Raw genomic sequence first — 25,112 nt, forward strand, 5'->3', positions numbered from 1 at the left:
AAGCTCGACTAAATGTCGAGCTTTTCATCATATGCATAGCGCGCAAGTTCAACTGATTTATGCAAGTTAAGCTTGCGCATAATTTTAACTCTATGCGCATCAACTGTTTTGTGTGAAATATATAACCTCTCCCCAATTTCTTTATTGGAGTAACCATTCGCGATGAGCCGAACAATTTCCTTTTCCCGCTCTGTTAGTTGCTGTTCAGGCGAGTTTGCTTTATACACATCAAGCTCTTGTTGTATTTGACTATTTAAAAAGCGCTTTTTCCGTAAAACGCTATTAATTGCCAAGGCCAATTCTTCGAATGCTGCATCTTTAACAATATAGCCGTCGGCTCCAGCACTCAAAGCTCGCTCTACTACGCGCACATCGTAATGCATAGAAAGCATAAGTACTTTACAAGGCAACTGTCTTTGTTTTAGTCGGCGAGTAAGCTCGATGCCGTTTAACATTGGCATTGATATATCCAAAATTGCCACATCTGGGCTTTGCTCAAGAATTAGTCGCAAAGCGGTTTCACCATCTGACGCCTCGCCATCTAAATGCAGATCCGGAGTCGACTCTATGAGCGATATTAGCCCTTGCTTAAATATTTTATGATCATCAGCTACAAAAACTGTTATTTTTTTCATCGCTTATCCCTTTTGCATAGGTAACTGAAATTCGACTCTCGTCCCCTTTGGGTTCGCTGACTTAATGAAAAACTGTGCACCTATTAAATTTGCCCGTTCTTCCATTGTTAAAAGCCCCAGTCCAGTCTGCTTTTCTAGCAGTGAAAGTCCTCTACCGTTGTCTTCAACCACCAGTACAATGAATGTGTCTCGTACATATAATTCAACACGAATTATCGATGCAAAAGCATGCTTTTGCGCGTTACACAAAGCCTCTTGAAAACAGCGAAAAAGATGTTCTTTGTGGCTCTCATTGGGTAACTGTAAACAGGCAAGAGACAGCTGTATTTGTACTTCATTGCCGACAAAGTTTTCTACAAATCCTTTAATTAGCTCAGATAAAGAGCTTTCAGCATAATCAGGTGCGCGTAGTCCGTGTGCAAGATGCCTTAACTCTTGTGATGCTGAAGCAATCATATCTACCACCTTACGCAAAGACTCCCCACCTTGCGCTGAGGCAATACACATTTGAATATGTATTTTTATTGCCAGAAGTTGAGGTGCGACACCATCATGAAGCTCTCGAGACAGTCGCGTACGCTCCTCTTCTTGTGTATTGAGGAGCTTTATTGCCAGCGACTGTCGTTTGTTTGCTAGCAACTTTGCCCGCATAGCAACCTTTTTGAGTTCAGCTCGCTTTTGGGCTACCTCATCTGCGCGCATCACGACCTCATCAAGCAGTATTGTGTTATCAAATTTTAAAGCGTGTTGATCGCGTATTTTTTCCCCTAACTCACATAACATGTGTTGTCGATTAGTAAATAATGAATCTATAAACTCATGCATCACTGTCTGCAGCTTTTGCACCTCGCTGCATTGAACTTCTGTCATAGGTGTTGGAAAGTGGGCAGTCAATCGCTTAGGCTCATCTCGCAGTTTGGAAAAAAAAGCGGTGAGCTTGCAAATACTTTGCACTGCGCGGTGGTACTTGATGTGGTAGTACCCACATGCCAATCCCCCTATCAAAGTCAGTACTATCAAACTTACAAAGGAATAGTATCTAGAGCGCCATATACTTTGTTCATAAGCCAATTCGACTTTGAGATACATACGGTTAATTGGTTGAGCCTTGTTTGGCCGAACCGTGTAGCTATCAGCAATATATATTGGAAATATCTCACTGCTTGGCGCAATAAAGTGCTTGTTGCCATGACTGGCCTTATTTTGGACAAAAGAAAAATTAAGCCCTGTTGTTACTTCTAACTGTTTCACCTGCCTAAGCGACAGCAGCTGCCTTGCAATCAAAATGATAGGACCCTCATCAAATTCGTCATTGATGAGCTGGGTCTCTAAAACCAAGTATGATTCTTCACTGTGCTTAAGTTCAAAAAGTAAACGTATATCTGGAGCTTGCCTTAGCTGGGAGTAACTTGGCAATGGAGGTAACGTGATATCAGATTTGCCTGCAAAGTATGTATGTGAAGAGTGCGGCGATACTTTTACTATCTGCATATCCTTAGGAAACAGCGGACTTTTGGCCAAATCTGTCCCTATGGCGCTATATTGGGCATTTTGGATCATTTGCAATAAAATGATGTTATTGCTTGCTTGTAGAAATAGCTTCTCTAAAAAAAGATTTGCCCCGCTCATAAGTTGGTTTTGAGTATCTGTTGTTAATCGATTTAATTCGAGTATTGTTAGAGTCAATGCCACGGTTAAAAATATATACAGCGCGATAAGCCGCTTAATTGACTCCAACATTATCAAAGTACAACTCTATCTTCTGGCAAAAGCGGGCGATGCTCAATTGGATATGTCAAAACAATATCTTTACTTTTACTATAGTTAGAGAAACATGAAGACATAGAATGGACATACGCTAAAAGTTCATCATAGCCCTGATCTTTGGGCACAAGCACAGAAGCCGTTAAGCGCGTTCCCTGCTTCACTCCGCTATAGCTAATTTCATATCTAACATGTTCAGCAATAACAACCAAATTACTCCTATGGATGTGGGGAATAAGCACCAAGTAGCTGTAATTTAACCAGTTTCCTATGTAGCTACCATCGGGTAGCAGATCTAAACACTGCATTTCGAACTGCTTCTGCACTTGAAAGAACCTTTCTAGGCTAAGCTCTTCTGTTAAAAAGTCAGCACCATCCATTTTCAATAGCATCGGCATGTAGTTGCCCGTATTATTTTTACAGTTGGTTTCAATAAGTATTTCTTGGATTTCGCTTCGACTATATACTCGCCTATTCGGTGGTGGTAGGCCTTGTGACTGGGTTAATAGAGGTTTACTTTGCTGTTTTCTTTTCATGGAAAAAATAAAAATCAAACATATAAGGCCATAAAAAACAATTGCACTTTTAGAAAAGAAAAGCACCCAAGCAGGGACTAAATCTGTCGTAACATACTTTGTCTCCCAATACTCCTGGATCTCCCTTTTTTCATTTTCATTGATATTTTGTACAGCTTTATTTAAAACTCTAAGTAGAACATCATCATCATTTCTAACCGCGATACTCAGCCTCATGTGTTCGGGCAAACGCTCTGCTATTTTCAAATTCATGTATCCATCATGGTTAATTGAATAAGCAATGACCATTGCACTGTCTACAAACCCATCCACTTTAAGCGCTGATGCTAAGTTCATCCCTTCACGCACAGATTTAACATGGCGTAGCTTAATATCAGGATAATTAGCTCTTAGCTTTTCTTCGTAAGAGTAACCCTCTACCAAAGCAATTGTTTTGCTTTTATAAGATCCACCTGCATTCCAATCTATATCTTTATGTACAGCTATAGCGAATGCATAAGAGAGATATGGCTGGGTAAAATTTACATAGGGCTCTCTGACGTGCGTTTGCATAGCAGCAGAGATGAAGTCGCAGTCTCTTCGTTTAATTGCTTCTAGAGTACTGCTCCAAGAATTCGTGGGCAATAACTTGAAATCAACGCCTAACCCATGTGAGATCAGAGCTAAGTAATCAGCAATATAGCCTTGATGGCGGTATGCACTATCTATCCACTCTAATGGCTTCCATTGTGGATCTACACAGTATGTAAATGAAGGGCGTTCCTCCAAATACTGTTTTTCTTCTGAAGTTAAGTAAGTAAGTAAACTTTCTTTCTCTTGATGGAAAAAAACATTGGTCTCTCGCCCTTCGCATGTATTCCAAAGTACGATGTAAAATTGGGACATAATGAGGGCAACTCTCAAGCAGATAAGTCGCATGGACTACTCACAAAGAAAATATAACAGCCTAGCTCCAATTGATACCAAAATTTAACATATGTTTCAACATTGGAAACCATATTTTTGCAATTTAACACCTTTTATTTACAAAAACCCGCATTTTACACTTCGATTGTTCGGTATTATGAATGGAAGGACAGAAACTAGAGGGGCGTTGGCTTATAAAAAAATGCCTGATGATAAACATCAGGCATTTCTCTTGCGTAACCGCAATGTGGGCATTAATGAACGAGCAAGGCGTTACTCTTCACCCTCTTCTTGGTTATGTAACTCTAAGCTCGCTGACATTGCTTTCTCACGTGTTGACTTAGCAGAGTCATTACGTAAAGCATCAACGCGGTTCAAGTAATTTTGGTCGATATCACCTGTGATGTATTGACCGTCAAACACTGACGTTTCAAAGCGTGTGATCTCGGGGTTTTCTTCACGTACAGCAGAGATTAGATCCGGTAGTGATTGATAGATCAAACCGTCTGAGCCAATGCTTGCATTAATATCTTCTACTTCACGGCCATGTGCAATCAGCTCAGCAGCCGATGGCATATCAATACCATATACGTTCGGGAAGCGTACCTCTGGTGCCGCTGATGCAAAATAAACATTTTTCGCGCCAGCCTCACGTGCCATTTCTACGATTTGCGCTGATGTTGTACCACGTACAATCGAATCATCAACCAACAGTACATTCTTACCTTTAAACTCGCTGTCAATCGCGTTGAGCTTACGGCGCACAGACTTCTTACGCATTTCTTGGCCTGGCATAATGAATGTACGGCCGATGTAACGATTTTTCACAAAGCCTTGGCGATAAGGTAAATCCAGCACTGATGCAATTTCTAACGCGATATCACATGACGTTTCAGGAATTGGAATAACGACGTCAATCTCTTTGTCTGCCCATTCTCTGGCAATTTTCTCACCAAGCTTGGTCCCCATATTTACGCGGGTTGCATATACAGACATTTTATCGATAACAGAATCTGGACGAGCAAAATAAACAAACTCAAAAATACATGGCGCATATATGGTCTTTTGCGCACACAATTGCGAGTGGAATTCTCCATCTTCTGTCACGTAAATTGCCTCACCAGGTGCAACATCACGTACGAAATCGTAACCGTCAATTTTCAGGGCAACGCTCTCAGAGGCGAACATATATTCTGTTCCCTGCTTTGTCTCACGTTTACCAAATACTAATGGGCGAATACCACTTGGGTCTCTAAACGCTAAAATACCATGGCCGATAATCATCGCAATGCTTGCGTAACCGCCTGTAGCTTGAGCGTTAACTTCACTGATAGCAGCAAACATATCTTCAGCATCAAGCTTCAATTTATCTGATTTGCCAAGCTCGTAAGCTAAAATATTCAGTAAGATTTCTGAGTCCGATGTGGTGTTAACATGACGGCGAGCCTGAGTGAATAAACGCTCTTTCAACGCTTCAGCATTGGTCAAGTTACCGTTGTGCGCAAGCGCAATACCAAACGGAGAATTAACGTAAAAAGGCTGCGCTTCAGCTGAACTTGAAGAGCCCGCAGTTGGGTAACGCACATGCCCGATACCGATACTGCCCTGTAGTCGCTTCATGTGACGAGTATGAAATACATCCTTCACTAAGCCGTTTGCTTTGCGCAAACTAAACGTATTGTTGTCAATGGTAATAATACCAGCCGCATCTTGGCCACGGTGCTGCAAAACAGTTAAGCCATCATAAATCGCCTGATTAACAGGAGACTTTCCGACTATCCCAACGATACCACACATTAAAATTTCCTCGCCGATTAACGGTTTACTGAATTCAAAAAGCTGGAGTTATGTTCTAGGTAGGTAAAAAACCACTCTATAACAAAGCCAAATTCAGGGATCAAAGTTGATGCTGGCCACCATTGCGTACTTGGCGCACCGGTGAATGCATCGAGAAAAAACAATAAGGCGCTAACGACCAATACGCCCCGTAAAGCACCAAAAACGAGTCCGAAGATTCGATCGGTACCGGTTAAGCCTGTGCGTTGCACAATCTCACCTAAAATATAGTTAACAAACCCGCCTAACAGTAAGGTCGCAAAAAATAATATGGATATTGCGGCTGCATTTCTTAAAAGGGGTTCTGAAATGGGAGTTAGGAAGGTTGCTAGATATTGGTAGAACAAGCTAGAGATGAAAAAGGCACCAATCCAAACGGCTAATGACATAGCTTCTTTGACAAAACCACGAATTAATCCGAAGAATGTCGATAAACCGACAATACCAAGAATTGTGTAATCAACCCAGTTCATATAAACCAATAAGTCGTTAATTTGGGCCGCATTCTATAAGAGCCGCGGGGCAATTACCAGATCATTTTGCAATTTCGAATTGTGTCAAACGCCCGTTTAGCTTAGTTAACTTCTTTAGCTCTGGTAACTTAGCTTCAAGTTTTGTCTTATTTAAATCTGGTCCAACGAACACCTTTGTCAACGTACCATTAGGAGTCTGTACCGGACGAGTGAACGCTTTAAAGCCATTTTTTTTCAATTTTTCCACCAATGCATCAACATTGGGCTTATGAGAAAAACTACCTAATTGAATCACGTACGCCATGCTGGTTAGGTTAGAGCTGGGTGCTCGTGTAGCTGTGGGAGTTTTTGCTACAACTTTTGGGTCTGTATCAGACTTATTGGTCTGAGTGGATGATGGCTCTGTAGGCTCTGCACTTGGTGTTTCAAAAACGCCATCATCTGTACTGGCAGCTACAAACTGTTGATCGTCAGAGGCAATATCTTCAATTGGCGCCCCCGTCACCTCAGGTGCCATTTCCGCTCTTTCGTCAATGACATCTTGTAAATCAACAGTGGTGAATTCAGGACGTTCAGGAATAGCTTTAAACCCTTCTTTATAATGAACTTTTTCACCATCAAGAATGTTAGGAATAAAAATTATGGCGGCTACCACAACAATACTGGTACCCACTAAGCGATTTACAAACCCTGAATCCACTTTACTACTCTCTATTTTTGCCAATATTTAATGGCGTCAGCCACCGTGAGAAATGAACCAAATATGATTAACACAGTATCATCCTTGTGTGTTGCCAATACATTGTCCAAGGCAGCTTCCACGTTGTCATAACCAAAGCACTCTGTTTGTGTATACTGTGCTACCAAGGTCTGTAAATTCTCTGCTTGCTCAGCTCTGGGCCCAGACAGTGAAGCACATGACCAAACATCAATGACGTCAGAGACTTCTTGAATAACGCTTGCCTTATCCTTGTCTGCAAGCATAGCGATTAATGCGTGGATTTTAAACCCTTGAGCTTTAAGCTGAACCATTTTTTGCTTCAAATATCGTGCTGATTCAGGGTTATGAGCCACATCTGTATAAACTTTAGGCGAATCACTAAGACATTGAAAGCGCCCCTCTACTTGCAATTGTGACAAGCATGAGCGGATCATTTGCTCGTTTGGCAGTAACTGAAGTTTAGCTAATGTGGTCAATGCAGTTGCCACATTTTGCATTGGAATGGCTGGCGTCGCAAATTCATAGTTGTAGTTTTGATAGCGCCACTCAAACCCTTGAGCATTCACAATATGATTAAAGTCTCTATTTGCCAGTACCATATCAGCGTTGATTTGTGCACCATAGTCAGTCACTGTGTGAGGTATATTTAAATCGCCCACTATGGCTGGGGTATTGCTTCTGAAAATACCCGCCTTGTCATAACCTACCAACTCTCTGGTATCACCCAAATACTCTTTGTGATCTAAATCTATTGTGGTTATCACACAGGCATAAGGCGTAACAATATTCGTGGCATCAAAACGACCGCCAAGGCCCACTTCAAGCAAAATATAATCCACGGCATAGCGCTTAAAAATGGCAAGAGCTCCAAGGGTACCATACTCAAAGTAGGTTAGCTGTGTCTCGCCTCTGCCCTGCTCCAGCATATGAAAAGCATCAATGTGGTCCTGATCACAAAGCTGTGAACCATTTATACGCACACGTTCATTGTAACGAACCAAGTGTGGTGAAGCGTAAGTGCCAACACTATAACCTTGAGCAAGCAATAGCGACTCTAAACAACGTGCGGTTGTACCTTTACCGTTGGTACCACCAATAAGGATAATTTTACTTGCTGTTGTAAGTAACTGAGTTTGTTCAGCGACATGCTTTACACGTTCCAAACCCATTTCAATGTTTGCAGGGTGAACGCTTTCTAAATAACAAAGCCAATCATCAAGACTTGATGATTGGCCTGGAATTTGAACTGTCATCAATAAAATAGCTTATATTAAAAAATTTACGCTACTCTATGCTCTTGTTCGGTAGAAGGCAAGTCCATAAACTTGGCCAAAACACGTGCTAGGGTGTCACGCATTTCTCTGCGGTCAACTATCATGTCAATAGCGCCGTGTTCGAGCAAAAATTCACTGCGCTGAAATCCCTCTGGTAAAGTTTCACGCACGGTTTGTTCAATAACGCGCGGGCCTGCAAAGCCAATTAATGCCTTTGGTTCAGCCACGTTAATGTCACCTAGCATTGCTAATGACGCCGATACCCCACCCATAGTTGGATCCGTTAATACAGAGATAAACGGCAAGCCACGCTCAGACATCTTGGCAAGTGCAGCACTAGTTTTAGCCATTTGCATCAGCGACATTAGTGCTTCTTGCATCCGCGCCCCACCTGAAGCTGAGAAACAAATCAGCGGCATGTTATGCGCCAAGCACTCGTCGACAGCATCCACAAATCTAGCGCCAACAACCGATGCCATTGAGCCACCCATAAAAGCGAATTCAAAAGAAACAGCAGCTACAGGCATCCCCTTCAGGCGACCTTTCATTGCCACTAAAGCATCTTTTTCACCGCTTGCCTTTTGCGCGGCGGTGATGCGGTCCGAGTATTTTTTCGAGTCTTTGAACTTTAATATATCTTTTGGCTCATGTTGCGCTCCTAATTCTTGGCGCTCAGCATCATCCAAAAATAGTTCAAGACGTTTTCTAGCACTCAAACGCATGTGATGATCACACTTAGGACATACATTCAAAGACTTTTCTAATTCTGCTTTGTATAAAATAGAATCACAATCTGTACATTTTGCCCAAACACCTTCAGGAATTTCTTTTTTACCTGACGATTTTGTGGTCTTAGGTAAGATTTTTTCTAACCAACTCATGGCAACTCTCTTATTGCTAATCTGTGTCGCTAGTCTGTATCTTTACAGACAAATTTTCTTAATTAAAACATGAATTAGTTATCAGAGATATAAAAAACTGGTCTTAGTAGTCCAATATTATTACATTCTCTGAAAACTATTTAGATACATCTATTCAGGTAAAAACAACGGTCCCAGAGGTGTTGAAGGGATCTGCCACTTTTCAGGATAATCCACATCGACCAAATATAATCCATTTGGCTTAGCTGTGGCACTTGCTTGCGTTCTATCTCTAATATCAAGTAGATGCTGTAACCAATCTGGAGACTCTTTACCAATCCCAATATCTATCAAACATCCTGTTATATTGCGTACCATATGATGCAAAAATGCATTGGCTTTAATATCTATCACTACATAGTTACCGATGCGTTCTACATTGAGGTGATGGATGTTACGAAATGGAGTGTTCGACTGACAGTGTACTGCGCGAAAAGAAGTAAAGTCTTGCTCTCCTATCATTGCAGGGCATGCCGCCTGCATTAATGTCTCATCCAGGGGGTGATGATAATGTGTCACACCACTGCGCAAAATTCCTGGACGAAATGGATGGTTGTAAATGACATAACGATAGCGTCTTGCCGTGGCACTAAAACGGGCGTGAAACTCATCATCTACTTGCTGTGCATAACGAATCGCAATGTCATCGGGCAACTGAGAGTTAAGCCCCAACGTAAATGCGCTCATATCACGTTGTGCGTGTGTATCGAAATGCACAACTTGACCTGTAGCATGAACGCCAGCGTCGGTACGACCTGCGCATACGATATCGATAGGATGATTACAGATCCGCGACAACGCGGTTTCTAATTCTTGCTGAATACTATTTACATGTGACTGTCTTTGCCAACCACAATAATTTGCACCGTTATATTCGATACCTAATGCAACACGCATACTGACTACTACCTCCATACACAATAGCGGAGCATTTTATGCGATTGCACCGGTGAATAAAAGCTTAGCGGTGTTCTAAGCCCAGTTATTACATATTTATCGATATATTAATATGCAGCTTCGATTTATATCGGACGTTGTAAGCTTTGGTAAAAGTCATGAACTTCAGACTCGTTGATAGGTGGGCTATAAAAATAACCTTGTACAATAAAGCAGTTATTCTTTTGTAAAAAGTCAACTTGCTCTTGAGTTTCAACGCCTTCTGCAACCACCTGAAGCTTAAGCTTTTGCGCCATCGCAATAATGGCGGCGGTGATCTCCATATCATTTTGATCCTCTGGTATATCTTGTACGAAAGAACGGTCAACCTTGAGCATATCAACTGGAAAACGTTTCAAATAACTCAACGATGAGTAACCTGTACCAAAATCGTCGATCGATAAGGCGACACCCAACCTTTTTATCTCGTGTAACTGTGTGATTGCAGCCTCAACATCGCCCATTAGCATACTCTCTGTGAGCTCTAAATGGAGCAAATTCGGTGGCATTTTTGTACGTTCTAGCACATCTGACAAGGTACTTATTAAACGGTCGTCTTTAAATTGCCGCGCTGATAGGTTAATAGACATATTTCCTGCTTGCCCCAAAGCTTGTAAGCGCATAGAAAAATGACATGCTTCATCTATCACCCACTCACCCAACTCCACTATCATGCCAGTGGCTTCTGCAATATGAATAAATTTATCTGGCGGGATAAACCCTTTTTCAGGATGATACCATCTGATCAATGCTTCATAACCAATCACTTCCATGGTTTGACTGTTAACCTGTGGCTGGTAATTTAACTTAAACTGTTTTGCTTTGAGGGCGATACGCAACTCATTTTCAATAAACAGCCTCTCATTAGCTGCGGCATCAAGTTCTTGAGAATAAAAGTGAAAAGTGTTCCGCCCCTTTGCTTTTGCTTCGTACATCGCCAGATCGGCATGCTTTAGTAATTGCTCTTCTTCTTGACTATCAAAAGGTGCCATCGTAATACCAATGCTGGCGCTAACAATCACTTCATTATTACCAAGCTTGATGGGTTTATTAATAGTCCGCTGAATAATATGAGCCACTTCCATAGCATTATCTCGATTATCTATGCCACTCAGTAACACAGCGAATTCATCTCCACCTAAGCGTGCTATGGTATCTTCCGCTCGTAAGCGATTTTTTAATCGCTCAGCCACTTCCACTAAAAGCCTGTCACCTGCATCGTGACCTAGCGTATCGTTGATACGTTTGAACTCATCCAAATCAAAATAAAACAATGCGAATGCATAATGACCACGGCCGGCCAACGCCATTGATTTGCGCAACTGCATTCTAAAAAATGTTCGATTTGCTAATCCTGTCAGGGTATCAAAATACGCAAGCTCCTCCATTTTACGCTGACTTTCTTTAACGAATGATATGTCTTGTGCTGAGGCTACATAACTTGAAATGGTGCCATCAATTTCGCGTATCGGTGAAATGCTCAAGCTGACCCAGATAGGGTCGGACCCAGCCCCTTCTAATACAGTATCACCACGCCAGTAATTGCGACTTCTCAAATCAATATCGATATCATCAATTAAAATGGCCATATCCGACGAAATAATGCTCAATAACGGGGCATTTATAAACTGCTCTTCTTTGAACCCTGTCATTTCAATCATTTTTGGATTCACATATTCAATTTCAAAATTGCCATTGGTAATAGCTACCGCAGTACCGGAGAAAGACACTGCCTTTGATAAACGGTTAGCTTGCTTTTCAGCTTTTTCTTTTTCTTGTATGCGTTGGTTTAAACCGCCAACCAAGGCTTTAATTTCAGCACTCATTTTGTTGAACGCATCATTCAACAAGCCTATTTCATCATTACTGCTTGGCAGGTTTGGCGTTTCCCACTGTCCCTTACCAAAACCAGACACGGCTCCAACCAGCGCGTTGATACGGCTTAGAACTAATTGATATAACACCTGATGCAACAGCAACGCGACAAACACAGCATATAAAATGAATAACCCGAACAGTTTAACTTTTAAAGCCTGAATGGTAGAAAGAGTAAAGTCTCGCTTTTTATATGTGCCCACATACCACCCCAACCTTTTTAGAGCGGTGATATTGATTATATGACCTTGGCCTTCGCGCTCAAATTCTCCTTGGTACTCAGCCAACTTAGAGGATAATACGGGTTGAAAGACTTTACTTAATGCAGGAAATAGCTCAGATGCGTTTTGCGAATCGTGGTTATGAAATACCGCTTTTCCTAAACTGGGAGCGGCGATAATTTCCCCCTGCTCACTAAAAATAACATAACCTTGATGTTCATCAGGGGAGAGCAACTGGGCAAGCATATGATTTACTTCAACGTCTGAACCTGTAAAACCAATATATTCATCCTTATGATATAGCGGTACCAATACGCTGATAAGCCACTTGTTCCAAACGTCGTCAAAGTGGACATCTGACCACAACGCTTCTCTTGTTGGATTTAACTCTTCCCTTAGCAAAGGTAAGATATGAGCATTGAGTGATTTCTTCCTATCAATTTGATTTATAAGAACATTAGGAGGAGCAACGCGTACAAAGTCATCTGAGGTATATAGATAAAAATTAAAGAAGTCTTGTAATAATGGAGGGGCTATCACATTCCATAAAGATTCAGAGCGAGCAAATAGATGTTTTTGCTGCCCATTCAACTTAGCATCAGAAGTCAGTTGTGCCGCAGATAAACCATTACTTGCGGTACTGACATACACCCCTCCCTCTTGTTGAATTTCGATAAACGGGGCACTGATGGTATTGCTGCCCTGTGAATACAACTCTTTTGCGACAATAGCGTTTGCTTGCTCTGCCAGATTAGTTTTGTGATCAAGGTGGTGGTTAAACTGCTGAATAAGCTGATTACTTACGCGTTTAAGTTCATTGTACTCTTCGTGGATCAGTTGTCTTTCTTCTGATTTCAGCATGAGCGCTGCAGCAAAAATTCCCGCGATCACGCACACTGCCGAGATAAGTATAGATAACTTAACACTGAGCGAGTGTATTCCAAATCGTGAAGGGGGTCGGCGATTGACCACAGCTAAACCCTTATATTAGTTGTTATTTTTAATAATTATAATCGACCAAATATAACAGATACTTAACGGCGACGCCAAGTCCATAAAACACCAATCAACCCGAAAGTTAGTTTTTATAAAGCCTTTTACGAAACTAATACTTGTAGAAACAAATTAAAGTATGTTAATAATGTAATTAGATTATTTTAAATCTCAAAGCTTAACCATGAATTTAATTGTTATACGCATTTACACATTTTTCTTTTTTAGCTTCTTCCGATGAGGAGGCTTATCTGTTTGCGCGTAACACAAATAGTAGGCCTCCCAACTGGGAGGTTTTTTTTTGCCAATGGGAATGAGGACCTATGACCGAAGATACTTTAAACGCTCTGCGCAGCGATATAAACGAGATTGACTCTGAGCTGTTGATCCTATTAGCCAAACGCCGTCGCATAAGCTATAGCGTTTTAGAATATAAAATAGCAAATCAGAAACCGATTCGTGACGAGCACCGCGAACAGATACTGTTAGAAAAACTGATCAGCTATGGCAAGTCACTAGGGCTAGATGCTTTTTACATCAACAATGTATTTCAAATCATTCTTGAAGACTCAGTTTTAAACCAGCAAGCGTTATTACAGAAAAGTTTAAACCCAGAGGCTGTTGGTGACACGCACCGCGTCGCCTACTTGGGCGGCCCAGGCTCATACAGCCAGTTAGCCTGTCACAAGTATTTTAGTCGCAGACCCGGTAAACTTATTGAAATGGGCTGCCAAAACTTTGAACAGATCACCGAACACGTAGAAAAGGGGCAAGCAGATTTTGGCCTGCTCCCTATTGAAAACACAAGTTCAGGCAGTATCAATGAAGTATTTGATTTGCTACAACACGCACAAGTTTCAATTGTCGGCGAAGTCACACACACTGTTGAACACTGCCTGTTAGCGCAGCCAGATACTCTGCTCAAAGATGTAACTAAACTATTTGCTCACCCACAGCCTTTTGCCCAGTGTAGTAAGTTTGTTCAGGGCTTAGGAGATGTATTACACGAAACATGTGATTCGACTTCAAGTGCCTTACAAAGTGCTTTGAATACACCAAATAGTGCGGCCATCGGCTCAGCTCAAGCAGGTAGGGATGTTGGCCTTGAAGTCATCAAAACAGGATTGGCAAATCAGGCAGAAAACCATAGCCGCTTCATTGTTGTTGCACGTAAAGCACTACAAGTATCAACACAAATCCCTACTAAGACTAGCCTGATAATGGCCACTAAACAACAAGTTGGCTCTTTGGCAGACGCGCTTATGGTGTTTAAGCAACACAATATTAATATGGTAAAACTAGAGTCACGGCCAGTGCCCGGTAATCCTTGGGAAGAAGTATTTTACGTCGATTTAGTCGCCAATATTGCATCACCAGATGTGCAAAGGGCAATGGATGAGCTAAAAGACCACACACAGTATGTGCGTATTCTAGGTTGTTATCAAAGTGAATCAATGAAAGCTGTTGAGGTGCTCTAACCTTATTGTCTTACAAAGCAGACAAGCAAAGGAGGGCCCACTTCCTTTGCTTTAACCTAGCACTTAGTTAGTCCAATACTTTTGCATCATTGGCTTTGTTCAATAAGCCACGACTTTGCGTTAAGAACTGCGCTGCACTATCAGAAAAGTAATGCTTTGCCTGACTAAACGCTTCAATAAGTGAGTCCTTATCACCCATCTTTAGCTTTTCCAAGGTGCTAGCAAACGTTTCCTGATAACTGGCTAACAGCCCTTCAACATCATCGAATTGTGCAAGCATAATGTCTGAATATAGCTCGGGGGATTGCGCAAAAAGCCGCCCTACCATCATTAACTCCAACTGGTAGATAGGTGACGAACAGCTGCGTAACTCTTCTAGCGTGTGACACTGCTTCGATAAAAACTGACCATACACAAAAGTCGTCAAATGTCGCATGACCTGAATGATTTGCATCGCTTGATCATGCTTTTTAGCATCTATTTCGACTAATTGGCTACCCCACACACTGAGCTGCTGTAACAGACCTGTACATTGCTCATGGCCGCGCCCTTCACAGGCAACAATCGTTTGTTTTACCCAGTGGGAGATATCTGGACCGAACATTGGATGCAGTCCAACCACAGGTCCACTGTGTTTGTTTAACATAACCTTCAGTGGTTTTTGTTTTACAGAAGTAATATCAGCCAAAATACAATCTTCGGGTAACCTAGGCAGACGATTAACAACACTCTCAATTGCATTAATAGGCACACTGATCAGCACTAATTTGGCATCAGATAATAAAGCGCTGGCCTGTGCCTGCTCATCTTTATCCAAAATTCTAACTTCATAACCAGAGCGCTCCAGCTGTTTTGCGAACAACTGCCCCATCGCTCCTTTACCACCAACAATCACCACAGGTGATAATTCTGGCGCAACACACGCAAGTCTGCTTTGTTGATTTTCATAGGCTTCACGCATCATTCTGCGAAGAATATCTTCTACTAAATCGGGGTTTACATTCAGGTTTTGCGCTTGCTCACGTCGCGAAGCTATCAGTTGTGCTTCTCGTTCAGGAGCATGTAATGGCGCACCCGTTTGTTGTTTGATGATGCCGACCTGCTCGGTCAAAGCACGACGCTTTGCCAATAAGTTCACTAACTCGGTATCACACTCGTCAATACCTTGCCTTAATTCATTTAAATCCATTACGCTCGCCAAAGGGTGTAAAGATAAGATTACATCAGTAAAAAATATGATACAGAGAGTCTATCAAGATAGTAAGGAGGATAAAAGCGCAAAGCCACTTTATGTTAGATGAAATTTTCTGGCTTACAAACCAAAACAGGCCACTCAATGAGTGGCCTGTTTTTTTAGCGTGGTAAACGCGCGTATTAGTTAAGTTTCTCTTTAATACGTGCTGATTTACCTGAACGCTCGCGCAAGTAGTAAAGCTTAGCACGGCGAACTGCACCGCGACGCTTAACTGCAATGCTGCTGATTAGAGGGCTGTGCGTTTGGAATACACGCTCAACACCTTCACCGCTCGAGATTTTACGAACTGTGAAAGCTGAGTGTAGACCACGGTTACGCTTAGCGATTACAACACCTTCAAAGGCCTGTAGACGCTCTTTTTCACCTTCTTTTACACGAACCTGAACAACAACTGTGTCACCAGCGCCGAATGCAGGTACGTCTTGCTTAAGCTGTTCAGCTTCTAGCTCTTTAATAATATTTTGGTTTACTTTTGCCATTTTATTTCTCACATTCCTAGGTGTAACTGTCTTCTAGCCACAAGCTTCTTGGTACTCGTGCTGAAATTCAGCGAGTAGTGTCGCTTGCTCCTCAGTCAGAGCTAGGTTACGCAACAAGTCTGGACGTCGTAACCAAGTTCTGCCTAACGACTGCTTAGTGCGCCATTTGGCTATCTCTTGGTGGTTGCCACTGAGTAATACAGCAGGCACCCGTTTGCCATCCAATGTTTCTGGCCGAGTATAGTGAGGACAATCTAACAAGCCATCCGAAAATGAGTCTTGCTCCGCAGATTGGTTATGACCTAACACCCCTGGCACTAATCGCGCTACTGCATCGATTAATGTCATGGCCGGTAGTTCTCCACCACTGAGGATAAAATCACCAATGGACCATTCTTCATCTACATGAGATTCAATGATCCGCTCATCTATACCTTCATAGCGACCAGCTACTAAAATCAATTTTTCTGACTTGGCCAATTCGGCCGCGCCTTGTTGATCTAGTTTTCGCCCTTGAGGGGACATATAAATTACTTTAGCGCCTTCGCCTGCTGCCGCTTTGGCTGCAAGTATTGCCTGTTGTAATGGCTGAACCATCATCAACATGCCAGGACCACCACCGTAAGGTCTGTCATCCACCGTTCTATGCTTATCAGTGGCATAGTCGCGTGGATTCCAACAGTTAAAATCGATTAAACCGTTTTTAACCGCACGGCCTGTAACGCCTTGTTGGGTTATTGCATCAAACATTTCAGGAAAGAGTGAAATCACCCCAACCCATAATGGATTTTGCTGGCTCATTAAAAGCCTGGATCCCAATCAACAATAATTTGTCGTTCATCGTGCTTAACTTCTTTGATAACTGAATCAGTTAAAAAAGGAATTAAGCGCTCTGACTGACCAAATGCATCTTTTTTGTTTGCTTTCACAACCAAAACATCATTTGATCCTGTCTCCATCAAGTCATCAACCTGCCCTAAGTCATAACCTTTATCAGTTACAACAGACATGCCGATGAGATCTCGCCAATAGAACTCCCCTTCAGGTAGTTCTGGCAGTTGCGCAGCATCCACAGAAATTTCTGCATTGGTAAAAGCCATTGCTTGGTCTCTGTCGTTTACTTGCGCAAACTTGGCGATAAAGCCCTTGTTGTGGCGACGCCAGTCGCTTACTTCAAGGGTTTGCCATTTACCTTGTTGCCCTATCAACCATGGGCTGAAATCGAAGATCCCTTGGGGATCGTCAGTAAATGAATGCACCTTAAGCCAGCCCTTAATACCATAAGGGGCACCAAGCTTACCTACTACAATAATCGTGGTGTTTTCTTGACTCATGGTTACACTTACGCCTATTAAGCCGCTTTACGAGCGTCTTTAACTAACTTAGCTACACGATCAGAAAGACCTGCACCTTGACCTACCCAGTGTTCAACACGGGCAAGGTCTAGACGAAGTTTTTCTTCTTGACCAGCAGCAATAGGGTTAAAGAAACCTACTTTCTCGATGAAACGACCGTCACGCGAGAAACGGCTATCCGCAACCACAATTTGATAGAAAGGACGCTTTTTAGCGCCACCACGTTGCAAACGAATAGTTACCATACCGTCCTCTGAATAGATTGACTGTTTTCATTAATAAGATTTACTTCCCACTATTGGGAAGCTGGGGAATTGTACGAGTTTTTTTCAACAATGCAAGTAAGAATTGACTTTTCTCACTATGTCACTTGAATTGAGCGCACTTTTGCGACGCTGCGTTTATACAAAGTGTACAAGGTGAGTTACTAGAGGTGGCTCTTAAGCAAAGCACACCTCCACCACTATATTACAATGTGTACTTTATATTTATCGCTAAATGGCGACCTGGCTGCGTATATTGGCTTAAATCGCCCTCTGCGCTTTGCCCTGCCACGTTATTATACAGCGTATACTGTTTATCGAATACATTAAATACCCCGCCATTGAGCTTCCAGCTTCCAAAGCTATATTGAGCAAATAGATCTACACTGCCCCACCCATGAGTTTTTACCTTACTCTCATCAGGTACTTTATCCATCTCTTGCGCCGCTCGTATAGCTGTAGTGAAAGACAAATCACCTAACTCATATCTAGCTTTAAGGTAACCATTGAGTGGACTAATCGACTCTAAGTAGGTGTTATTCACCTTATCTTTACCATGTATATAAGTTACACCGCCATCTATGGCTAGGTGGTCATTGAACCATACGGTATACGAAGCCTCTATTCCTTCGATTTCTACATCTGAAAGGTTCTGATATTGATAGTACGCTTTATTTACGCCTGGAATACGAGTGGCTTCACTACCAACCAATTGAGAAGCTATAAAACCATCAAATTGCGTATTGAAGGTCGTTAACACAAACTGGTGATTGTCAAAGTCACCGCGCAACCCTAATTCGACACCTTTACTGTACTCAGGCTCTAACTGTGCATTGGGCAATATTTGATAGAAAGGTTCGACACCATGACTTTGATATGCTTGATCATGCGGTGGGATCTTAAACCCTTCAGCATATTGCGCATACACTCGCAGATTAGTGCTTAATGAATAAACCAGACCGATTTTTGGTGAGAAAGCGGTTTCGTCGATATCTTTAAATTCAGCGCTATATAAATCGCTTTGCTTGGCACGCATATCGAACCTGTCCCACCGTAACGCCATTTGTAAGTCAAGCGTATCTTTAATTAGGGCCGTATTATTTTGCACAAAAATACCCAACATGTCGGTATCCGCGCCAGGAAATGCTTTTTGTGGCTCATTCATAAACACGTTTTGCCCCGACACATCGAAACGCGACTTTAACCGTGGACGTATGGTGTCATAACGCTCAAAATCTACGCCATAAACAAACTGATTTTTGATGCTGTCCGCCACCCACTCTTTATCCAATACCAACTTAGCGCCCACTATTTGTTGCTCAAAGCGATAGTCGTTATGATCAATATACGGGCCTGAGCGTCCATTACCTGCTCGTAGTTGGTCACTTTGTTGCTCAAAGTTAGTGATATAAACTTGCGCGTCTAAGTTGTCATAGGCAAACGCTGGAAGCGTACTTTTATACCCTAGAGAAAAGGACAGGTTGCTATTGTCATCTAAGGTTTCATAACGGCCTAGGTCAATAAGTTGCTCGGTTTCTTGCACAAAGTAATCCACTGATGCCAATACCGAGCTGGTATCCGTCAAGCTATGCTGAGATTTTAACACTACTGCTGTGCTTTGATAATCAAACTTGGGGAGCGTTTCTTGGTAATTTTGCGTCTCTTTACCATCGCGACGAGTCAATTGAATTGACGTGGCATTGCCACCAAAACGCTTTGCAAATACACCCGATAGTGATGTTTCATCACTTAAGCCATTAAACCCCGCTTGTACGCTGGCATATTGTTCGCCGCCACTTAGGTAGTCGGTGGGGGTCTTGGTTGTGATCACCACAATACCACCCAACGCATCAGATCCGTAAAGCGAAGAGGCAGCACCTTTTGCGACTTCGATTTGACGAATTCCATCCACATCCAAGTAACCTCGACCGACCAACATTCCTTGGCCCCCGTCATAAGCATCGTTAATTCTGCGGCCATCTTTAACATAAACCACTCGGTTGCCACCCATGCCTCGAATGTTGAGCGCTTGTGGCTGCCCCGCATTGCCAGTTGCACTAACCCCTGTTTGATAACGAAATGCGCTACTCAGGTCAACCGCAAGCTCATCTTCAAGATCTTGTTCGGTTACAACAGTCACACTGCCCGCTACATCGCCAAGGGCCTGCTCTACACGTGAACCTGTTACAACGATCACATCCTTATTTTTCTCAAATTCTTCCGCCTGCACACTCGGTGCCCCTGACCAAGCGACTAAAATACCCAAATAAATTGCCGTGTGTCTTAATACCATTTGTAAATACCTCAAAAAGGGAATGCATCAATTTTTTTGCACTATAAAAGCCCCCACCCTTAATTGCAAATAAAAATGGTTATCATTTGCGTATTTATGTAGATTTGGATGTTTTTATTCGCTATTATTCGCTCATACACTCACAACCAGACTGCGCTCATGGCTTAAAACCGTAGTACTTTGCGCAACACACAATGAGAAGAAAATAAGGTACAGTATGAAATTACGTTTATATCTGTTAATCGCTTTACTCACCCAAAGCTTTGCAGCCCAAGCTGAACGAATCGTAATTGCTGGAGGCACACTGACGGACATTGTTTTTGCAATTGGTGCTGGCAAGCAAGTTGTCGCGATTGATACTTCAAGTACCTCCCCTGCACAGGCTCAATCACTGCCCAAAGTAGGCTACTACCGTGATTTATCCGCAGAAGGCGTGTTATCACAATCTCCATCTTTGGTTTTAACACTCGAAGGCAGTGGCCGCCCAGAAGTGCTCACCCAACTTAAGAGCACGGGAGTGCGTGTTAATCACTATCCAAAACCAACACAAGTAAAAGAACTGTTTGCCTTAATAGAAAGACTCGGTAGCGACTTGAACAAGCAGCAAAATGCCAGAGCCCTTATTCGTAAATTGCAACAACAGCTCCCAAACAAGGCAACACCGACACAAAATAAGGCCATGTTTATTCTATCTGCGTCTGAACGCGGTGTGTTAGTGGCTGGTACCGATACAGTGCCAGATATTCTGTTCAGCTATGCAGGTATTAAAAACCTTGCGACTGAATCAGGATTCAAACCTTACAATATTGAGTCAATGGTTGCCGCTAACCCTGATTTTATCGTCGCGCCAAGCCACACCGTCGACTCTCTTGGCGGTAAGAAAAAGTTTTGCCAGTTACCCGCTCTTGCACTTATACCTGCTGCACAAAAGTGTCGCTTACTGGTGATGGACTCATTGATTTCAATTGGTATGACATCACGATTACCTGAGGCGATTGCGCAACTTAGTGCATTCCAACGAGAGATATTATGAGCACTTTGGCATCTCCTTTTGTCGAAAGTAAGCGTCATATTCAGTGGTATTGGGTCAGCTGCGCTTTGTTAGGGCTGCTTGCATGGCTGTCGCTTAGCAGTGGTGCCATCGGCTGGGACTGGAAAATGCCTATCGTGTGGTTACTGCCCGATTCCATGACAGGTGATGTACAACCTCTACACCTAACTGTAATGACACAAATTCGTCTGCCCAGGTTACTGCTGGCAATTTTAGTCGGTTCGGTACTTGCCAGTGCGGGCGCGGTAACCCAAGCACTGTGTCGAAACCCATTAGCCGACCCAAGCCTTATGGGGATCACAGGTGGCGCCGCGGTCGGGGCTGTGTCAGTGATAGCGCTCTCAGCGCAAATAAGCTTTATTCACGAGGCCATGGTTGCGCCTGCTGCATTTGTGGGGGCCTTGGCAGTCACGGGGTTAATCTACAGAATTTCTAACCATCACGGGCAAATTCAAATCACTACTTTATTATTGGCTGGTGTCGCGATAAACGCCATGGCCATGGCAGTTATTGGCCTATTTAGCTTTTTTGCTGATGACAGTTCACTGCGCTTAATGACCTATTGGCAAATGGGCTCTTTGGGTGGTGCGAGCTGGTCTGGTATGCAGTACGGCGCTCCACTTATTGTACTGAGTGTCTACGCCCTCTTTGTGCGCCGCAAGAAAATCAATGCCTTGATGTTAGGCGAGCGCGAAGCCCGCCATTTAGGTGTCAATGTGAAACAGCTCAAAGCTGAAATCGTGTTTATTGTGGCATTGGGAGTGGGTAGCGCAGTGGCGCTTTCAGGCATGATTGGTTTTGTCGGCTTACTCGTCCCACATATCGCGCGATTGTTAGTCGGCCCTGACTTAAGACGCATGTTACCGCTGAGCATCTTACTTGGCTGCGTCGCATTGCTGCTCGCAGATTGGGTGTCACGCTTGATTGTTGCCCCATCGGAGTTACCCATAGGCATTGTTACAGCACTATTTGGTAGTCCATTTTTTATCTATCAATTGTTAAAACAAAAGCGAGGTCAACATGCTTAGCTGTCAAAATGTATCAATTGAGCGCGGTAATAGGCCAATCTTAGACAGCGTCAACTTCACTGCTAATACTGGGGAACTTATCGTTCTACTGGGTGAAAATGGCGCTGGCAAATCAACGCTGTTAAGTGCCATTTGCAACGATATCTCGTACACCGGACAGATCACCATAGATAATCAACCGCTCCAGAGTTTTGATGAGCTCACGCTCGCCACAAAAAGAGCGGTGCTGTTACAAAACAATCAGGTTAACTTTTCATTTAGCGCCACAGAGCTTATTGCGATGGGCCGCTATCCTTATCATGAATCGATACATGAACAAAAACAGGTGGTTAACCAGCTCATTACGCAATTAACCCTGGAAAAACTGGCTGTGCGAGATGTGACAGCATTGTCAGGTGGTGAATTTCAACGAGTGCAATTTGCACGCTGCTTAGCACAACTTGATGCCCATAAAGCCAATACCAAAGGCAAGCTGATGCTACTGGATGAACCCACATCCGCTCTTGATATGCACCACCAGCATTTAACATTGAGCAAAGCTAAATCATTTGCCCAACAAGGTAACATCGTCATTGCTGTTTTACATGATCTGAACTTAACTTCTCTGTATGCTGACCGTGTACTACTGCTAAATAACGGACAACTATGCCATGACGGCACACCCCAAGAGGTTTTACAATCCTCAGTACTACAACCAATTTATAAGACTCACATGCAAATAACAACGCATCCAACCTATCAAATACCCATGATATTTTCAGAACCACAACTAGGAGTTACCCATGCGTGAACAAGCTGCTTTTGAAGCACGCACTTTAGTCAGACAATCCAATGTTTGCGTTATTTCAACCATTTCAAAAAACTTAGCTGGATACCCATTTGGCTCAGTTTCCCCATTTATGAGCGACAATGAAGGACGTTTAATCTTCTATATCGCAGGCATAGCGCAGCATTCTCGCAACCTGACTGAGAACAGCAAAATGTGTGCAACCGTATTTGATGCCGCCGAGCAGGGGGATCAAAATGCCCATGCCCGCGTCACGATAGTGGGCGACGCCGCACCTGTTCCACAAGATGAACATGACGCCCTACTCACTCGCTATGAACGCCAATATCCAGAGGCCATAAGCTACCGCCAAGCGCACGACTTTCAACTATGGCGCATGGACGTAAAACGTGTACGCTACATCGGCGGTTTTGGTCATATTTTTTGGATTGAAAAAGACGAATGGCAGCAAAGTGCGCCGCAATGGAATTTAGAGGACGAAGCACACATGGTCAACCATATGAACCAAGATCACAGTGATGCTAACCGACTGATTTTAAAGCTCACGCACTGTATCGACAGCGACGATGTAGTGATGACCACCCTCGTCAGCGATGGCTGCTATCTACGTGCCAATGAAAAAAACTACTATGTGCAATTTGATACGCCCTGTTTAGAGAGCACCGATGTGCGAAAAGCACTGGTGAAGCTCACCAAAGCGGCGCGAGAGCAAAGCGAGCACAAAGAAAGCGCGGAAATAACCGGCTAACCCTACTTTTAACAACCGCTGATGTGTTACTGTCAGCGGTTGTCATGCTCATTGAGCCGCCTCCCAACATGTTGACAAGTTACCTCTCGAACTTTCAAAAAACGCCACACATTACCGCTACCATGCAATTTTTTTGCATTTGCTGTGACGCTTCTCTAACATCCTATTGGGTATAGGTCAGTTTTAGGGATAGCGCGCTTGGTCAAATTAATAGCAGTACTCATCCGTTGGTTTAAGAAAAACGATGGTGTTTCTCAAGGTGTCACGGGTAATGACAATTCGTCGGTTCAAGTTGGCGGCAATGTCTATGGTGATATCATTCTGGGCGACCCGAAAGCGAAAGCCGCAATTGACGCATTAACAAAACAACTAGAAAGCCAGCAATTAGAGCTGGATATAAAAAACCAGCTTGTGCAATCCCACACCGAAATTATTGCCAGCCTCGTGGCCGCTAAAAATAATCATACCTTAACGGAGCTTGAAGTAGATAACGGGCTGCAAGCCATTATTGACAGTGGCAATGTAGAACGTGCAGAAGCGCTACTGGATAAACAAATTAACCAGAGTGAACCGTCGATTTTATTAGCGGCAAAATGTCACTACCAAAAAGGCACGTTAGCGTATTTACATAACACCCAGCGCGCTCTTACTCACACCTTGCGCGCCACACAGCTTAACCCCGACTACATGGAAGCCTGGAATCAACTGGGTCATCTTTATAAAAGAATAGGTCAATTAGATAAGGCCATAGAGGCTTATACTCACATAAAAGACCTTGCTCAAGGTAATAACGATAACCTCTGGATTGCTATATCAATGGGCAATATGGGCATTGTATATCGGACACGCGGTGAGCTGGATACCGCCCTTAAGATGCACCAACACAGCCTGTCACTCAATGAAGCGCTGGGCCGCAAAGAAGGCATGGCCAACCAATACGGCAATATGGGCCTTATCTATCAGACACGAGGTGAGCTTGATACCGCCCTTGACATGTACCAACAAAGCTTAGCACTGAGTGAAGCGCTGGGCCGCAAGGAAGGTATGGCCAACCAATACGGCAATATGGGCCTTGTCTATGGAGCACGCGGTGAGCTGGATACTGCCCTTGAGATGTTTCAGCACAGCCTGTCACTCAATGAAGCGCTGGGCCGCAAAGAAGGCATGGCCAACCAATACGGCAATATAGGTAATGTGTATCGAGTACGCGGTGAGCTGGATGCCGCCCTTAAGATGCACCAACACAGCCTGTCACTCAATGAAGCGCTGGGCCGCAAAGAAGGCA

Annotated in this window: 22 protein-coding genes; 6 read left to right on the forward strand and 16 right to left on the reverse strand. The window is 43.2% G+C overall.

All coding sequences use genetic code 11. From position 1 onward, the window contains the following. Positions 1 to 8: 8 nt before the first annotated feature. From BIW53_RS12895 to BIW53_RS12940, 10 genes are all read right to left on the reverse strand, one after another. Positions 9 to 635, reverse strand: coding sequence for a response regulator (locus BIW53_RS12895; RefSeq protein WP_070992427.1), 627 nt, complete (start codon positions 633 to 635; stop codon positions 9 to 11). A 3-nt stretch (positions 636 to 638) separates the two neighbouring features. After that, a complete protein-coding gene (locus BIW53_RS12900; RefSeq protein ID WP_070992428.1) occupies positions 639 to 2,375 on the reverse strand; it encodes a sensor histidine kinase in 1,737 nt (578 codons plus the stop codon). A 2-nt stretch (positions 2,376 to 2,377) separates the two neighbouring features. After that, complete coding sequence (locus BIW53_RS12905) at positions 2,378 to 3,820, reverse strand: transporter substrate-binding domain-containing protein (RefSeq protein WP_175442135.1); 1,443 nt, start codon at positions 3,818 to 3,820, stop codon at positions 2,378 to 2,380. Positions 3,821 to 4,114: 294 nt separating this feature from the next. Beyond that, complete coding sequence (purF, locus tag BIW53_RS12910) at positions 4,115 to 5,638, reverse strand: amidophosphoribosyltransferase (protein ID WP_070992430.1); 1,524 nt, start codon at positions 5,636 to 5,638, stop codon at positions 4,115 to 4,117. A 17-nt stretch (positions 5,639 to 5,655) separates the two neighbouring features. Then, the gene (locus BIW53_RS12915) at positions 5,656 to 6,150 is read right to left on the reverse strand and encodes a CvpA family protein (protein WP_070992431.1); all 495 of its coding nucleotides are present in this window, start codon (positions 6,148 to 6,150) and stop codon (positions 5,656 to 5,658) included. A 61-nt stretch (positions 6,151 to 6,211) separates the two neighbouring features. Further along, a complete protein-coding gene (locus tag BIW53_RS12920) occupies positions 6,212 to 6,850 on the reverse strand; it encodes an SPOR domain-containing protein (protein WP_070992432.1) in 639 nt (212 codons plus the stop codon). An 11-nt stretch (positions 6,851 to 6,861) separates the two neighbouring features. After that, positions 6,862 to 8,124 carry a bifunctional tetrahydrofolate synthase/dihydrofolate synthase gene (folC, locus tag BIW53_RS12925; RefSeq protein WP_070992433.1) on the reverse strand — a complete coding sequence of 421 codons (1,263 nt, stop codon included), beginning with the start codon at positions 8,122 to 8,124 and terminating at the stop codon, positions 6,862 to 6,864. A gap of 26 nt (positions 8,125 to 8,150) precedes the next feature. Further along, positions 8,151 to 9,026, reverse strand: a complete 876-nt coding sequence (gene accD / locus BIW53_RS12930; RefSeq protein ID WP_070992434.1) for an acetyl-CoA carboxylase, carboxyltransferase subunit beta — start codon at positions 9,024 to 9,026, stop codon at positions 8,151 to 8,153. Positions 9,027 to 9,176: 150 nt separating this feature from the next. Then, positions 9,177 to 9,962 carry a tRNA pseudouridine(38-40) synthase TruA gene (truA, locus tag BIW53_RS12935; protein WP_070992435.1) on the reverse strand — a complete coding sequence of 262 codons (786 nt, stop codon included), beginning with the start codon at positions 9,960 to 9,962 and terminating at the stop codon, positions 9,177 to 9,179. A gap of 125 nt (positions 9,963 to 10,087) precedes the next feature. Beyond that, entirely contained in the window at positions 10,088 to 13,069 is a 2,982-nt protein-coding gene (locus BIW53_RS12940) for an EAL domain-containing protein (RefSeq protein ID WP_070992436.1), read from the reverse strand. Between the two features lie 344 nt (positions 13,070 to 13,413). Between BIW53_RS12940 and BIW53_RS12945 the strand changes: the two genes are divergently transcribed. Then, complete coding sequence (locus BIW53_RS12945; RefSeq protein ID WP_070992437.1) at positions 13,414 to 14,568, forward strand: chorismate mutase; 1,155 nt, start codon at positions 13,414 to 13,416, stop codon at positions 14,566 to 14,568. Positions 14,569 to 14,635: 67 nt separating this feature from the next. Here BIW53_RS12945 and tyrA read toward each other — a convergent pair whose 3' ends face one another. From tyrA to BIW53_RS12975, 6 genes are all read right to left on the reverse strand, one after another. After that, positions 14,636 to 15,757, reverse strand: a complete 1,122-nt coding sequence (gene tyrA / locus BIW53_RS12950; RefSeq protein WP_415839082.1) for a bifunctional chorismate mutase/prephenate dehydrogenase — start codon at positions 15,755 to 15,757, stop codon at positions 14,636 to 14,638. Positions 15,758 to 15,942: 185 nt separating this feature from the next. Next, the gene (gene rplS / locus BIW53_RS12955) at positions 15,943 to 16,302 is read right to left on the reverse strand and encodes a 50S ribosomal protein L19 (RefSeq protein ID WP_070992439.1); all 360 of its coding nucleotides are present in this window, start codon (positions 16,300 to 16,302) and stop codon (positions 15,943 to 15,945) included. A 33-nt stretch (positions 16,303 to 16,335) separates the two neighbouring features. Continuing rightward, positions 16,336 to 17,103: a tRNA (guanosine(37)-N1)-methyltransferase TrmD gene (gene trmD, locus BIW53_RS12960; protein WP_070992440.1), complete on the reverse strand. Its 768-nt coding sequence runs from the start codon at positions 17,101 to 17,103 to the stop codon at positions 16,336 to 16,338. Further along, positions 17,103 to 17,636, reverse strand: coding sequence for a ribosome maturation factor RimM (gene rimM, locus BIW53_RS12965; RefSeq protein WP_070992441.1), 534 nt, complete (start codon positions 17,634 to 17,636; stop codon positions 17,103 to 17,105). Before rimM ends, trmD begins: the two co-directional genes overlap by 1 nt. A 17-nt stretch (positions 17,637 to 17,653) precedes the next feature. After that, positions 17,654 to 17,902: a 30S ribosomal protein S16 gene (rpsP, locus tag BIW53_RS12970; protein WP_070992442.1), complete on the reverse strand. Its 249-nt coding sequence runs from the start codon at positions 17,900 to 17,902 to the stop codon at positions 17,654 to 17,656. A gap of 223 nt (positions 17,903 to 18,125) precedes the next feature. Then, complete coding sequence (locus tag BIW53_RS12975; RefSeq protein ID WP_070992443.1) at positions 18,126 to 20,213, reverse strand: TonB-dependent receptor domain-containing protein; 2,088 nt, start codon at positions 20,211 to 20,213, stop codon at positions 18,126 to 18,128. A 217-nt stretch (positions 20,214 to 20,430) separates the two neighbouring features. Here BIW53_RS12975 and BIW53_RS12980 point away from each other — a divergent pair, with 217 nt between their 5' ends. The 5 genes from BIW53_RS12980 to BIW53_RS13000 all read left to right on the forward strand — a co-directional run. Next, on the forward strand, positions 20,431 to 21,246 hold the full coding sequence (locus BIW53_RS12980) for a heme/hemin ABC transporter substrate-binding protein (RefSeq protein WP_070992444.1): 816 nt from the start codon (positions 20,431 to 20,433) through the stop codon (positions 21,244 to 21,246). Beyond that, positions 21,243 to 22,292: a FecCD family ABC transporter permease gene (locus tag BIW53_RS12985; RefSeq protein ID WP_070992445.1), complete on the forward strand. Its 1,050-nt coding sequence runs from the start codon at positions 21,243 to 21,245 to the stop codon at positions 22,290 to 22,292. The genes BIW53_RS12980 and BIW53_RS12985 overlap by 4 nt, the downstream gene beginning before the upstream one ends. Next, the gene (locus tag BIW53_RS12990; protein ID WP_070992446.1) at positions 22,285 to 23,082 is read left to right on the forward strand and encodes a heme ABC transporter ATP-binding protein; all 798 of its coding nucleotides are present in this window, start codon (positions 22,285 to 22,287) and stop codon (positions 23,080 to 23,082) included. The genes BIW53_RS12985 and BIW53_RS12990 overlap by 8 nt, the downstream gene beginning before the upstream one ends. Continuing rightward, on the forward strand, positions 23,075 to 23,827 hold the full coding sequence (locus tag BIW53_RS12995) for a HugZ family pyridoxamine 5'-phosphate oxidase (RefSeq protein ID WP_070992447.1): 753 nt from the start codon (positions 23,075 to 23,077) through the stop codon (positions 23,825 to 23,827). The genes BIW53_RS12990 and BIW53_RS12995 overlap by 8 nt, the downstream gene beginning before the upstream one ends. A gap of 198 nt (positions 23,828 to 24,025) precedes the next feature. Beyond that, a partial coding sequence (locus BIW53_RS13000) for a tetratricopeptide repeat protein (protein ID WP_139158845.1) occupies positions 24,026 to 25,112 on the forward strand: 1,087 nt, incomplete at its 3' end.

The sequence above is a fragment of the Pseudoalteromonas byunsanensis genome (genome assembly GCF_001854475.1).
Lineage (GTDB): Bacteria > Pseudomonadota > Gammaproteobacteria > Enterobacterales > Alteromonadaceae > Pseudoalteromonas > Pseudoalteromonas byunsanensis.